The following is a 13,272-nucleotide window of genomic DNA, read 5'->3' on the forward strand; positions in this document are numbered from 1 at the left end:
TCGCTCCATTACAAGTCGGAACCTTCATCCGGTTGGACCGAATATTGGTTTCCATCACCCGGAGGGTGCGGATCACCAGGGGCGACTGGTGGTGAGGTAGGCGGCCATGTCCTGGCTCTGGCGGCGATGGGTGCGCCGGTGCTCGGCGCGTTCGTCCCCGCTCGCGTTGAGGCGCCGCTCCTCGTCGGACTCCGGCAGCACCGGCGCGACCGCGGTGGGCATCCCCTCGTCGTCGATCGCGACGAAGGTCAGGAACGCGGTCGCGGCGATGCGGCGGTCGCCACTGCGCAGATCCTCCGCGGTGACCTTCACGAAGACCTCCATCGAACTGCGGCCGGTCCACGTGACGAACGATTCCAGGCATACGGAGTCGGACGGACGGACGGGTGCGAGGAACGCCACAGAGTCCGTCGACGCCGTGACCACCGACGCACGACTGTGCCGGGTCGCGGAGATCGACGCGGTCATGTCGATGTCGCTCATGAGTTTTCCGCCGAACAACGTATTGTGGTCGTTGACGTCGTTCGGAAATACCCTGCTGGTCTTGACAACTCGGGATTCGCGGCACGGTTTCGCCTGCACGGTGGTCCTTTCGGGGATTGCGTCCGGCAGGATCTCCGCCGGACGCCCCGTCCAGCCTACGACTCGTGCACGATCGCGCGCTGCTCGTGAACGGCCCGGGTGTGATGGTCGACGACCTTCGTGAGCATGGCGGTGAGCTGTTCACGTTCGTCGGCGTCGAGTGCGGCGAACGCGTCGTTCTGGACCGTGGTGAGGACGTCGTCCAGGAGGGTGAGGCGGTTGCGCCCCCTCCTGGTGAGACTGATGATGTTGCGCCGGCGGTCCGCCGGATCGGGGGTGCGTTCGACGAAGCGACGGTCGGCCAGCGCATCGACGGCCGCGGCGACGTCGCTGCGGTCCAGCCCGCATCGGCGGCCGAGTTCGACCTGGCTGGACGGGCCGAACTCGTCGAGGGCCGCGAGCATCCGGTAGTGGTGGCCGCGGGCGTCGGCGGCGTCGAGACGATCGAACACCATGCGGTGGACATGCCGGGCGGACTGGGTCAGCAGGAAACTCGGAAGGTGGTCGAGCCGGGTAGGCACGGGATGACTGTCGGGGTCGGACATGCGCGCAGTCTACCCACCGTTGGTGCCGCCAACGGGGAATCAGTGATGGCGGTGATCGGTGATCGCGGTACGGGGACCGCGTCTCGGAACCCGGCCGTAACCGCCGGTCTCGACGATCAGCCGGACCACCCGATAGCGGTGTGGCCGTAGCGGTTCCAGGAGCTCGACCATGCCTGCGTCGTCGAGCGGCGCACCGAGCAGCGACCACCCGACGACGGACGCGAGATGGTAGTCGCCGACCGAGAGTGCATCGGCGTCGCCGAACGCCCGCTGCGCGACCTCCGCAGCTGTCCATACACCGACGCCGGGCAGCGACCGGAGTTTGCGTTGCGCCTGCTCCGGCGGTTCCCCGGCGAGGCGTTCGAGGCTGTCGCCGAGTTGTGCGCAGCGCACGATGGTGCGGCCGCGACCGGGGTCGACGTTCGCCTTGTGGAACTCCCACGACGGGACCCGCCGCCACGTGTCGGCGGACGGGGGGACCGCCATGCCGCGCGGCGCCGGCCCGGGCGCCGGGTCGCCGAACCGCGTCACGAGCCGCCGCCACGACGCGAATGCCGCGACGCCGTGCACGCGCTGTTCGAGGATCGCCGGTATCAGCGCCTCGAACACCCGGCCGGTGCGGGTGACCCGCAGACCGGGCAGTCGTCGGTGCGCTCCGGCCAGCAGCGGATGTGCCGGGGCGAACCCGGTCGCGTCGTCGTCGGCCCCGAGCAGCGCCGGGAGCCCGGCCAGGAGTTCCTCGGCGCCGGGACCCCACGCGTGGCAGCGGGCGCCTGCCGGGCCGTCCTGCCGGAGACGGTAGGTGACCGGTCCGGTCTCCATGCGGGAGGTGCGCCAGACGGTGTCGCCGTGCCGTCGGTGACAGGGGTCATACGGTCCGCGCTGCAACGGGCGTAGGGTTTGTGCGACATCGACGGGCCACGGCAGTTCGACTCGGGTGTCGTAAGGGGTGGCTTCACCGACGGATGCGGTCACCGGTTCACCGTACCTCGCGCGGCGGCCGCATCGGTTTCCACCGTGTCGGACGGAAAGGCTATGGTCTGCAACATGATCATCGTGAGCACCGACGGGTCCTGCCTGCGGAATCCCGGTGGCGCCATCGGGTGGGCGTGGGTCAACCACGAGGGCCCCAGCGCATCGGGTGGCGAGCGTTCGGGTACGAACCAGATCGCCGAACTGCGCGCGTTGCTCGAAGCGCTGCGTGCCCATCCCGGTTCCGAGCCGATGATCATCGAATCCGATTCGCAGTACGCCATCAAGTGCGCCTCGGAGTGGCTGCCCGGCTGGAAGCGCAAAGGCTGGAAGACCTCCACCGGATCGCCTGTGAAGAATGTCGAGCTCGTCCGGGCCATCGACCGGGAGATCGCGGAGCGTTCCGGCCCGGTTCGCTTCCGCTGGGTGCGCGGTCACGTCGGCAACCATTTCAACGAGGTCGCCGACACCCTCGCCGGTGCCGCCGCGCGGGAGGCCGCTGCCCGTCCGGGGCCGATCGAGGTGCCCAGGTCGGTGCCGCGTGCCGTCGAGGTAGTCGCTTCGCGCGGGACGGACGACACGGAACTGACACTGTTCTGATCCCGCGACTCCGGGGGGTGAGCGAAGCACCCCGCGGGGCCGCACGGGCCGGTGGCCGCGTCAGCGGTAGTAGACCGCAAGCGGGCCGTTGGGTCCGTCGACGCAGGTGACGGGGGTGTCGAAGACCCGGCTGAGCGTGTCGTCGACCATGATCTCCTCGGATGTTCCGAACTCGACGACGCGGCCGTCCTTCACCGCGCAGATCCGGTCCGCGTAGTGAGCAGCGAAATTGATGTCGTGGAGGACGATGACCACCGTTCGCCCGAGCTCGTCGGCCGCCCTGCGCAGGTGCTGCATCATGAGGACCGAATGGCGCATGTCCAGGTTGTTGAGCGGTTCGTCGAGCAGGACGTAATCGGTGTCCTGGCACAGCACCATGGCGACGTAGGCGCGCTGGCGCTGGCCGCCGGACAACTGGTCCAGGTACCGGTTCTCCAGCGGGGCGAGGTCGAAGAACTCGATGGAGCGGGTGATGATGTCCTGGTCCCGCTGGGTGATCCGTCCCTTCGAGTGGGGGAAGCGGCCGAAGCCGACGAGTTGGCGCACCGTCAGCCGGGTGACGAAGTGGTTCTCCTGACGCAGGATGGAGACGATCTTGGCCAGGTCCTTCGACGCGGTCCGGGCGATGTCGTACCCCGCGATCTCGATGGATCCGGAATCCGCGCCGAGCAGCCGTCCGATGATCGTCAGCAGCGTCGACTTGCCGGCTCCGTTCGGGCCGACCAGGGCGGTGATGCCCCCGGACGGAATCTGCAGGTCGACCGGGCCGATCGACACCTCGCTGTTGTAATCCTTGCGGACACTCTTGAGTTCGATCACAGTCTGCCCTTTCGGAGGATGACGTAGAGGAACACCGATCCGCCGACGGCCTCGATGATGATGGACACGGCGCCCTCGGCGTAGAAGAGGTTCTTCAGGACGAAGTAGGCACCGGTGAGAACCACGAATCCTGTGAGCACCGCCACGGGGAACACGTACCGGTGGTCGTAGGTGTTCGCGAACTGGTACGCCAGTGTGGCGACGAGGAAGCCCAGGAACGTCATCGGACCGATGAGTGCGGTCGACACCGCCATCAGGACGGACACGAGGAACAGCACGATCATGATCTCGCGGCGGTGGTCGAGCCCGAGATTGGTGGTGACGTCCCTGCCCAGCGCAACCAGGTTGAGTCTGCGGGCCCGCCACCACAACGCGACCGCAGCCGCGACGCACAAAGGAATCGCGATCGGCAGGTACGCCGCGTCGGCGTTGGACACCGACCCGAAGAGCCGGGCGGTGAGGACGTCGAACTCGCTCGGGGTGAGCAGTCGTTGCATGAAGACCGAGACGGAACCGAGTCCGCCCCCGAGGATGATGCCGACGAGCAGCATGACCTGCAGGTTGCCGTACTTGCCCGACAGCAGCCATCCGTAGAGCATCAGCGAGAAGAACACCATCAGCGCGATCTGCAGGAGGAACTGCGGGGTGCCCTGGAGCGCAACCACACCGGCGGCGCCGAGGAAGTACACGGCGGCGGTGGAGATCGCCACGTACAGGGACTCGAATCCCATGATCGAGGGCGTGATGATGCGGTTGTTCGTCGCGGTCTGGAACGCGACGGTGGCGGTGGCCTGGCACACGACGACGATCGCGATCACGATCAGGCTGGTCGCCCGCATCTCGGTGATCCGCCAGAAGCCGGCGCTGCCGAACGGCATCGGGTTGTCCCAGACGAGTGTTCCCACGGCGAACAGGCACGACAGGACCACGAGTACGCCGAGGAGGATCCAGTAGCGGCGCCGCGACCTCGTGTCGGGAAAGGCGTCGGATTCGGAGCGCCGGGCCGGAGCGGGGACCGTGGTGGCGTCCGTGAGCGGGGTCGAGGTCTCAAGCATGACGGCGGCTCCGCAGCAGAAGGGCGATGAACACGACGGCGCCGACCACGCCGAGGATGAGCGACACCGGAACCTCGAACGGCGCGATGATCGTCCGGCCGATGAGGTCGCACACCGTCACGATGGCGATGCCGAGCAGGCACACCCAGGGCAGGTTGCTGCGCAGGTCGTCGCCGCGGAACATCGAGACGATGTTGGGCACGATGAGCCCGATGAAGGGCAGGTTCCCCACCACGACGGTCACGACGCCGGTGGCGATCGCGATGAGCCCGGTGCCGAGAAGGATCAGGCGGTTGTAGTTCAATCCGACGTTGGTCGCCACGTCCTCACCGAGGCCGGCGACGGTGAAGCGGTCGGCGACGACGAAGATCGCGGCGGCGACCAGGGCCACGATCCACAGCACCTCGTACTGCCCGCGCAGGATCGAGGTGAAGCTTCCGGCGAACCAGACACCGAGGCTCTGGAGCATGTCCGTGGACAGGGCCAGGTAGGTGGTGATCGAGCCGACGACGGCGCCGAGCATGATCCCGACGATCGGCACGATCAGCGAGGACGACAACGAGACGCGGCGCAGGAACAGGAAGAAGACCATCGTTCCGGCGAACGCGGCGACGATGGCGCCGATCATCCGGGGCATGAGACCAGCGTCGGGCACGAGGATCAGCATCAGGATGAGGCCGAGGCCGGCCCACTCGGTGGTGCCGGCGGTGGTCGGTTCCACGAACCGGTTCTGGGTGAGCAACTGCATGACGAGTCCGGACATCGCCATGGCGGCACCGGCGAGAACCAGCGCGATGGTGCGGGGGATGCGGGTGATCTCGAACATCTCCCAGCCCTGGTCGCCGCCGAAGATGTCGTAGACCCCGGTGAACAACGACAGGGTCAGCAGTACGCCGACTCCGACGATGCCCAGGAGGAGTTTCCAGTCGAACAGGCGCCCTTTGTTGCGGGCGGGAGCTGTGGTAGCGCTCATCGGTGCGGTCGTCTTCCGTGGCATTCGTGCCCGAGCCCCGCGGGCGGAACCCGCGGGGCGACAGGACGAAACGAGAATCAGGACTTCTGCTGCTCGAGCAGGTCCGCGAGGGAGTTGAAGAACTCGGTGTACGTCTGGATGCTCTCGTTGGTGTAGGTGTCGGTGGGCAGGAAGATCACATTGCCCTGCTTGACCGCGGTGACCGACTTCAGGGCTTCGGTGTTCTCGATGATGTTCGCCGCGGGGACGAAGCCTTCGGTCGACGCGCCGCCGTTGGCGGTGCCGGCGTCGCGGTCCATCACGATGATCAGATCCGGGTTGGAGGCGGCGATGGCCTCGACCGAGATGTCGTCGCCCTGGTGGTTGTCGGAGCCTTCCGGCACCTCGAGTGCCGGGGTGAGATCGAAGATGTCGAACATGGGGCCGATGGTGCGGCCGGTGCTCGGCGCGACGTAACCGATCTCGCCACCGGAGGTGATCAGGCCCATGACCTTCATGTCCTTGGAGTACGCGGCCTGGACGCGGGCGATCGAGGCGTCGAGAGCGTCGTTGAGGGCCTGCGCCTCGGACTGCTTGTCGAAGATCTCACCGAGCACGGTCGTGCCGCGCTTGAGTTCGGAGTCGAAGGGCTGGTCGTCGCGCGGCGCGACCTCGACGATCGCGGCGTCCGGTGCCAGCCGCTGGAAGTCCTCGCGGAACTGGGCGAAGCGACCGCCGTTGATGATCAGGTCGGGCTCGGCGGCGACGATGGCCTCGAGATTCGGCTCGCGGTGGCTGCCGAGGTTGACGATGCTGTCGTCGGTCTTGTATCCGATGGTGCTCGGCATGAGGCTCACCGCGCCCGCCGACAGTTCGACGCCCCAGCTGTCCAGGGTTTCGAACGTGCTGTTGTCGGTGGCCACGACCGACTTCGGAGGCAGGGTCACGGTCTGCTCGCCGAAATTGTCCTCGACCGTGACCGTCGTCGCTGCGGCGGTGTCCTCGGCAGACGTGTCCGTCGTGGAGGTCGAGCAGCCGGCCAGAGCGACTACGGCCAACGCGCCGACAGCGGCGCGCCGATACATGCGGGTGGCGTTCATTGCGGTGATCCTCGTTCTGCATCAGGGGAGCGGCACTGCGCCGCAGCATCCGGGACTTTACCGTAGCCTTACCTATCTCTTCGTTTCGATCACTACAGGAGAAGTTCAATCTTGAATTTTGCCTGGAGGCAACGGTCCCGGTCCGGGGCCTGCGGGCGATCGCCTGTCCGCGACGGTCGGTACGGTCGGGGCATGGACGAAGCGGAACGGATCGCGCAATTCCGGCAGCGGCACGGACTCGACTCCCTCATCGATGTACACACCCACTTCATGCCCGCGAACGTGCTGGACAAGGTGTGGAAGTACTTCGACGCGGCCGGCCCGCTGGTGGGCAGGCCCTGGCCCATCACCTACCGGCACGACGAGGACGAGAGGGTGGCGACACTGCGGTCGTTCGGCGTCGCCCGGTTCACCTCGATGCTGTACCCGCATCGCCCGGAAATGGCGGCCTGGCTCAACGCGTGGTCCGCGGAGTTCGCCGCTCGCACACCCGACTGCCTGCACACGGCCACGTTCTACCCGGAGCCGGGTGCCGCGGACTATGTGGCCGCAGCGCTCGCCGCCGGCGCCCGCGTGTTCAAATCGCACATCCAGGTCGGCGACTACGACCCCAACGACCCCCTGCTCGACCCGGTGTGGGCCCTGCTCGCCGACTCCGGCGTGCCGACGGTCATCCACTGCGGATCCGGCCCGGCGCCGGGAACCTACACCGGTCCGAAACCGATGGTCTCCCTGCTGGAACGCTTCCCCGAACTCCCGCTGATCGTCGCGCACATGGGGATGCCCGAGTACATCGAGTTCCTCGACCTCGCGGAGCGGTATCCCGGGGTGTACCTGGATACGACGATGGCCTTCACCGACTTTGCCGAGGAGGACGCCCCGTTCCCCGTCCCCGAACTGCCGCGGCTGGCGGAGTTGCGCTCGAAGATCCTGCTGGGCAGCGACTTTCCCAACATTCCGTACGGCTACGTGCATCAGCTCGAGTCGCTCGAACGGGTGGCTCCGGACTCCGCCTGGCTGCGCTCGGTCTGCCACGACAACGCCGCCGCGCTGTTCGGCATCACCTAGCGTTCACCGGAATCCGGGCCGCCGAGCGGGCTCGTCACCCCTCGCGGACGGCGGCATCGCGGACCTCTCGTTGCGTGCCGGGCCGACCGCTTCCGGCTCGGGCCGGGATCGGGATCGGGCTACGCTCCTGTTCCGCTGCGGTCCGGCCGCTCGAGAATGTGTTTCAGGGCGTGGAGGGCGCCGGTGAGCTGCGAAATCGTCGGTCCGCCGAGGCAACCGGACGCCGGCGTGCGCGGCGTCGGGGTCGACCGCGGTGGCGGCGCGGAGGGTGACCTCCTCGGCGGTGACGCGCGCAGAGGCAGCCAGAGGTGGAAGCCGCTGTGCGGCACGCGGGCGATGGGGCGGTGCAGATGATCGTGACGTCGTGCGCGCGGCACACCTCGACCACCTTCCGGCGGCGTCGCGATTCCCAGCCGGCCGGCGAGGGTCGCGGTGCGCGGGTCAGCGCGCCACGATGCGCTGATGCACCGTGGCTGGGCTCCGGGGGATTCGCTGTATCCGCTGCTCACGGCGGAGCTCGCGTGAAGCCTGCCGCGGCGCCGCCGGCAGGGCCGGATTGCCCTATTCACTTTCACTCCCGCGGCCGCTACCGTACAAGAATCAATTTCAGTGTGCTGGGGAACACAGAGCAGGGGAGGTGGGTGTGACCGTCGTGGACCGGCCCGTGGGGTCGTCGACAGCACCGAAGCGGAACGAACCCCAGTCGATGATCGCGCGCATGACGTGCATCCTCGACGCGTTCGACAGCCGGACGGCGCAACTGACCCTCGAAGACCTGGAACTGCGCACCGGGCTGCCGCGATCGACGGTCCACCGGATCCTCGACCAGCTCATCCGGCTCGAATGGGTGGACCGGGCACCCCTCGGATACCGGCTCGGCCGTCGTAGCCGCGGCGTCGACGCCGCGCCCGGACACGATCGGATCCGCGCGGCGGCAGCGCCGGTGCTGCACCGGCTGGCATTGCAGACCGGCACCGTCGCGCACCTGACGGTCCTCGACGGATGCGACAGCATCTACCTCGACAAGATCGGCGGCAGGCTCGCCGCCGCGCTCCCGACGCGGGTCGGCGGTCGTCGTCCGGCACACGCCAACGCCGGAGGCAAGGCGATGCTCGCAGGATTGCCCGGCGAATCCGTGGACGGTCTCTTCGAGGCCGGGCTCCGAACCTGCACGGACCGCACGATCGCCGATCTCGACGTGCTGCACCGGGAACTCGGCCGCATTCGGGGTCGCGACGGATTTGCAACGGAGAGAGGCGAATCGGTGCCGGGCGTCGCGTGCGTCGGTGCCGCGGTGCGCGGGCCGGAGGGCCCGGTCGCCGGTATCTCGCTGTGCGGCACCGACCGCACCGTCGACCCGGGCCGGCTCGGGCGGCTCGTCGCCGCGGCAGCCGGAGAGATCACCAGCGGGCTGTATCCGCCGCCCGGCGACCCCGCCCGTCGTGCGCGGTTCCGGTAGTGCGAGCTACCGGAAACACGCACGAGCAGAACAGGAACGGAGATTGTGTGACCCTCGAGGCCGAACCCCGGCGCTCTGCATTCCCCACCGTGTCCAGTGCCCCGGAAGGAACGGTGCTCACGTCGTTGCCCCGGGACCTTCCCGTCGACCGGGCGACCGCAGCCGCGCGGCGGGTCATCGACGCGCTGCTGCGCACCGACCGCGAGGACCCCGATCTCGACCGGATCGCCGACGAGCTCGAGCGGGCCGCCGCGCACCTCGAGGAGCACGCCGACGACCTCGACGAGCGAATGTTCGACATGTGGGACGGCGACGGCGTGGCACGGCACGATCCGGTCACCGGGCACGAGAACGCCCTCGCCCCTCCGATCGTCGTGCGCGGTCGCGCCGACGGATCCGTCGAAGGCCGGGTCGTGCTGACGTTGCCGTACCAGGGCCCACCGGGGTACGTGCACGGCGGTGTCTCGGCGCTGCTGCTCGATCACGTCCTCGGTGTCGCCAACGCGTGGGCCGGGGCCCGCGGTGCCACCGCCCAGCTCGACGTGCGCTACCACCGGCCCGTACCGCTGTTCGAACCGCTCACCGTCGCCGCACGCGCCGTCACACGGGACGGCCTGAAGACCGGAACGGTCGGGGAGATCCGGCTCGCCGACGGAACCGTGTGCGTATCGGTCGACGCCTTGTTCGTCGACAAGACGGTCCCGCGTCCGCAGCGAGGCAGCTGAGACGATCGGTGCCCGGGCCGCGCGGCCCGGGCACCGATCGAGTGCGGTCAGACCGTCACGTCGCGGCGCTGAACCTTCCCGGTTGCGTTGCGGGGCAACAGGTCGCGGGTGATCCGCCACTGGGACGGGACCTTGTAGTAGGAGATGCGGTCGCGGCAGAACTCGCGCAGTTCGTCCTCGGTCGCATCGTGGCCGGCCCGCAGCACCACGACCGCGGCGACCTCCTGCCCCAGGTCGGCGTGCTCGACGCCGATCACCGCGCATTCCTGCACCGCGGGATGCTCGTCGAGGCACTGTTCGACCTCGGTGGGGTACACGTTCTCCCCGCCGCGCAGGATCAGATCCGACCGCCTGCCGGTCAGCCGCAGCCGGCCGTCCTGGACGACACCGTAGTCGCCGGTGCGCAGCCACCCGTCGGACGTGAAGGCCGCGGCGGTCGCCTCCTCGTTCTCCCAGTAGCCGAGCATCACGAACGGGCTGCGGACACAGATCTCGCCCTCGACCCCGTCGGCCACCGCATCCCCGAAGGGGTCACGAATCTCGAGTGCGACGGTGAGGATCGGCCGTCCCAGCGTGCCCGGGAACGCTTCCAGTTCGGGGGCGGTCGCGACCGCGATGGCGGTGCTGCACTCGGTGAGACCGTAGCTGTCCACCAGCGCCTGCTGCGCGAACGGGAACTTCGCCCGCAGCTTCTGCTTGAACTCCGTGGACGACGGTGCCGATGCCAGTGCGAACGCGGTCAGCGACGACAGGTCGTAGCGGTCGGTGTCCTGGTGCTCGAGCATGCGTGCGGCCATCGTCGGCACCGCACCCCAGTTGGTGACCCGCTCGCGTTCGATCAGGCCGAAGACCTTGTCGACGTCGAAGCCGCCCTCGGTCATGATCACGGCGCTGCCCGTCGCGAGCCGCGGAACCGCGAGGTTGTGGAGGCTCGCGATGTGGAACAACGGTGAGGTGAGCAGGTAGCGGCTGTCGCTCGGCACGGCGTCGTCGTAGGCGCGACCGTACATCTGCGCGACCATCGCGTCCGAGAAGCGGTGGTAGTCGACGACGGCGAGCAGGTTCCGCTGCGAATGCACGGCGCCCTTGGGGCGACCGCTGGTTCCGCTGGTGAACAGGATGACGGCCGGGTCGTCCTCTGCCACATCGGTCGTGGGCACGTCAGCGCCGGCGCGGTCGGCCACGATGCGCGGCAGGTCTTCCTCGACGGTGAGCAGCGCGAATCCGGACGCTCCCGAATTCGCGAGGAGCGCTGCGCGCTTGGCGTCGGCGACGATCACCGTCGGCTGCACCAGATTCACGCCGTACTCGATCTCCTTCGGTGTCCACCACGAGTTGAGACCGACCGCGACCGCGCCCAGGGTCTGCGCGGCCCAGAACGTGATGATCCATTCGGGCGAGTTCGCGGCGAGCATCGCGACCCGGTCGCCCTTGCCGACACCGTGGTCGTCGCGCAGGGCGGTGGCCACGGCGGCAACCGCGTCGGCGTGCTCGGCGAAGGACAGCCGGCGGTCCGCGGTCACCAGGTAGTCGCGGTCACCCCATGCCTTCGATGCCGTGACCAGATCGCCGACCCGCCGGTCGCGGTTGCGCACCACCGGAATGCGGTTGCCACGCACGTCCTCCTCGACGAGCTCGAAGCGGCCACCGGGGCCGGTGAGCTTCGAAACGACCTGCTGCAGCATCTGTTGGAGGTCTGCTGGTGCTGTCATGGAGACGCCTTTCCGTTTCCGCCGAGTTCTCCTGGCCACACTTCCGCCACAACATCCCATGCCGGGAACGTGAGGAAACGTGCGATACCACTGATCGGGAGTGGCATGTGGTCGGCATCACTTTCGAGTCCCACTCATCGGGAATGACCGAGGTCGGCGGCGTCGTGCTGGCTACCTTCGCGGCACCCGACATGCCGATGTGATGTCTCGGCCCTCGCCCCTATCGAGGATCGGTTGAGACTAAGGAGTCCGTCAACGTGAAACTCAGCACTACTTCGAAGCTGGTGGCAGGATTGGCCGCCGTCATGGTGGTGACGTCCGCCTGTGCCTCCGACCGGGAGGGCGATGCCGTCGTGTCCGCCGGGTCGCCCGGCGCCGCCGGGGAGGCGGCCCCGACGTCCGATTCGATGTTCGGAACGCTCGAATCTCCTTGTGGGGAAGGAGATGCCACCGGCGCAACGGACCAGGGTGTCAGCGACACGGAGATCCGAATCGGGTACGGCGACGATCGCGGTTACGTCAAGAGCCCCGGTCTGAACAAGGAGATGAGCGACGCCGTCGGCGCCATGATCGACTGGTGCAACGCGCAGGGCGGAATCAACGGGCGGCAGATCGTCGGCACCGATTACGACGCCGCGATGACCCAGGCGAACACGGTGATGCAGAACGCGTGCGCCTCCGAGTTCATGTTGGTCGGCCACGGGTTCGCCATGGACCAGACCTCGGAGCAGACCCGCGTGGCCTGCAACCTCGCCGCGGTCCCCGGCTTCACGGTCTCCCCGGATGCCGCGAACGGGCCCATGACCTTCCAGGGCGTCCCGTTCCCGGTGGACTTCGCCAACGGATCCCAGTGGTTCCAGCTCGCCGAGATGCACCCCGAGTTGCTCGACAAGTTCGACATCGTCGACAGCACGATGCCGACCATCATCACGTCGAACACGAAGGTCCGCTCCGTCGCCGCGGCCGCCGGCTTCACGCTGAAGAACTGCGGCGTCACCCTCAACTACGAGGGTGAATCCAGCTACGTCCCGTTCGCGGAGAAGCTCCGGGAGTGCGGCGTCGGCGGACTGTGGACATCGCGTTCCCCGGTGCCCGCGGAGTTCAACTTCATCAAGGCGCTCGACCAGGCCGGCATCGACCCGATCTTCATGGGTGAGGCCACCTGGTACGGCGACTCCGTGCGCACCTGGAACAACGAGTCCGGTCTGCTCGACAACCTGCACGCCGGCATGACCTTCCAGATGCTGGAGAACGCGGATTCCGTGCCCGCGGTGCAGAAGTACGTGGAACTCGTCACCGAGAAGGGCGGCAAGACCGCGCTGCTGGGCATGCAGGCCACCTCGTCCTTCCTGCTGTGGGCGACCGCCGCGAAGGAATGCGGCTCCGACCTGACCCGCCAGTGCATGATCGACGAACTGTCGAAGATCCACGAGTGGGACGGCGGCGGGCTGCACGCGGTCACCGATCCGGGCGCCAACATGCCGGCCACCTGCGGTCTGGTCGTGACTCTGTCCGGGGCGGACTACACCCAGGCGTTCCCCGCCGAGACAGGCACCTTCAAGTGCGACGACCGCTACCTCGTCGCGACGGACCGCAACACCTGGGGCACCGAGCTCGGTCCCGACCGTATCTCGACGAAATACCTGAATCCGAACATCATCAGGCCGGCCTCCTGATCCGATC

At 68.0% G+C, this 13,272-nt stretch carries 13 protein-coding genes; 5 read left to right on the forward strand and 8 right to left on the reverse strand.

The window, feature by feature from the left end; translation table 11 throughout:
- Positions 1-72: 72 nt before the first annotated feature.
- From A8G15_RS21910 to A8G15_RS21920, 3 genes are read right to left on the reverse strand one after another with little or no spacing between them, the layout of a single operon-like run.
- The gene (locus tag A8G15_RS21910) at positions 73-582 is read right to left on the reverse strand and encodes an acyl-CoA thioesterase (protein WP_068164523.1); all 510 of its coding nucleotides are present in this window, start codon (positions 580-582) and stop codon (positions 73-75) included.
- 56 nt (positions 583-638) lie between these two features.
- A complete protein-coding gene (locus A8G15_RS21915; RefSeq protein WP_068164524.1) occupies positions 639-1,127 on the reverse strand; it encodes a MarR family winged helix-turn-helix transcriptional regulator in 489 nt (162 codons plus the stop codon).
- A gap of 39 nt (positions 1,128-1,166) precedes the next feature.
- The gene (locus A8G15_RS21920) at positions 1,167-2,102 is read right to left on the reverse strand and encodes a DNA-3-methyladenine glycosylase family protein (RefSeq protein ID WP_068164527.1); all 936 of its coding nucleotides are present in this window, start codon (positions 2,100-2,102) and stop codon (positions 1,167-1,169) included.
- 72 nt (positions 2,103-2,174) lie between these two features.
- Between A8G15_RS21920 and A8G15_RS21925 the strand changes: the two genes are divergently transcribed.
- On the forward strand, positions 2,175-2,699 hold the full coding sequence (locus A8G15_RS21925; protein WP_068164954.1) for a ribonuclease H family protein: 525 nt from the start codon (positions 2,175-2,177) through the stop codon (positions 2,697-2,699).
- 60 nt (positions 2,700-2,759) lie between these two features.
- Here A8G15_RS21925 and A8G15_RS21930 read toward each other — a convergent pair whose 3' ends face one another.
- The 4 genes from A8G15_RS21930 to A8G15_RS21945 form a co-directional block, all read right to left on the reverse strand.
- Positions 2,760-3,518 (reverse strand): iron ABC transporter ATP-binding protein, encoded by a 759-nt coding sequence (locus A8G15_RS21930; protein ID WP_068164532.1) that lies wholly within the window; start codon positions 3,516-3,518, stop codon positions 2,760-2,762.
- Positions 3,515-4,573 (reverse strand): iron chelate uptake ABC transporter family permease subunit, encoded by a 1,059-nt coding sequence (locus A8G15_RS21935; RefSeq protein WP_068164534.1) that lies wholly within the window; start codon positions 4,571-4,573, stop codon positions 3,515-3,517. Before A8G15_RS21935 ends, A8G15_RS21930 begins: the two co-directional genes overlap by 4 nt.
- Positions 4,566-5,546, reverse strand: coding sequence for an ABC transporter permease (locus A8G15_RS21940; protein ID WP_068164539.1), 981 nt, complete (start codon positions 5,544-5,546; stop codon positions 4,566-4,568). The genes A8G15_RS21935 and A8G15_RS21940 overlap by 8 nt, the downstream gene beginning before the upstream one ends.
- Before the next feature lie 77 nt (positions 5,547-5,623).
- Positions 5,624-6,625 carry a siderophore ABC transporter substrate-binding protein gene (locus A8G15_RS21945; protein ID WP_068164541.1) on the reverse strand — a complete coding sequence of 334 codons (1,002 nt, stop codon included), beginning with the start codon at positions 6,623-6,625 and terminating at the stop codon, positions 5,624-5,626.
- Positions 6,626-6,817: 192 nt separating this feature from the next.
- Between A8G15_RS21945 and A8G15_RS21950 the strand changes: the two genes are divergently transcribed.
- The 3 genes from A8G15_RS21950 (at position 6,818) to A8G15_RS21960 (ending at position 9,877) form a co-directional block, all read left to right on the forward strand.
- Positions 6,818-7,693 (forward strand): amidohydrolase family protein, encoded by an 876-nt coding sequence (locus A8G15_RS21950; RefSeq protein WP_068164544.1) that lies wholly within the window; start codon positions 6,818-6,820, stop codon positions 7,691-7,693.
- 643 nt (positions 7,694-8,336) lie between these two features.
- Positions 8,337-9,152, forward strand: a complete 816-nt coding sequence (locus A8G15_RS21955; RefSeq protein ID WP_425415116.1) for an IclR family transcriptional regulator — start codon at positions 8,337-8,339, stop codon at positions 9,150-9,152.
- A 47-nt stretch (positions 9,153-9,199) separates the two neighbouring features.
- On the forward strand, positions 9,200-9,877 hold the full coding sequence (locus tag A8G15_RS21960; protein WP_068164549.1) for a PaaI family thioesterase: 678 nt from the start codon (positions 9,200-9,202) through the stop codon (positions 9,875-9,877).
- A 47-nt stretch (positions 9,878-9,924) separates the two neighbouring features.
- On the opposite strand, the gene casG is transcribed toward A8G15_RS21960, so the two are convergent.
- A complete protein-coding gene (gene casG / locus A8G15_RS21965) occupies positions 9,925-11,589 on the reverse strand; it encodes a steroid-24-oyl-CoA synthetase (RefSeq protein ID WP_068164551.1) in 1,665 nt (554 codons plus the stop codon).
- A 305-nt stretch (positions 11,590-11,894) separates the two neighbouring features.
- Here casG and A8G15_RS21970 point away from each other — a divergent pair, with 305 nt between their 5' ends.
- Complete coding sequence (locus tag A8G15_RS21970) at positions 11,895-13,265, forward strand: ABC transporter substrate-binding protein (protein ID WP_425415119.1); 1,371 nt, start codon at positions 11,895-11,897, stop codon at positions 13,263-13,265.
- Positions 13,266-13,272: the final 7 nt, after the last annotated feature.

Origin of the sequence: Rhodococcus phenolicus (assembly GCF_001646785.1) — a bacterium.
GTDB lineage: Bacteria > Actinomycetota > Actinomycetes > Mycobacteriales > Mycobacteriaceae > Rhodococcus > Rhodococcus phenolicus.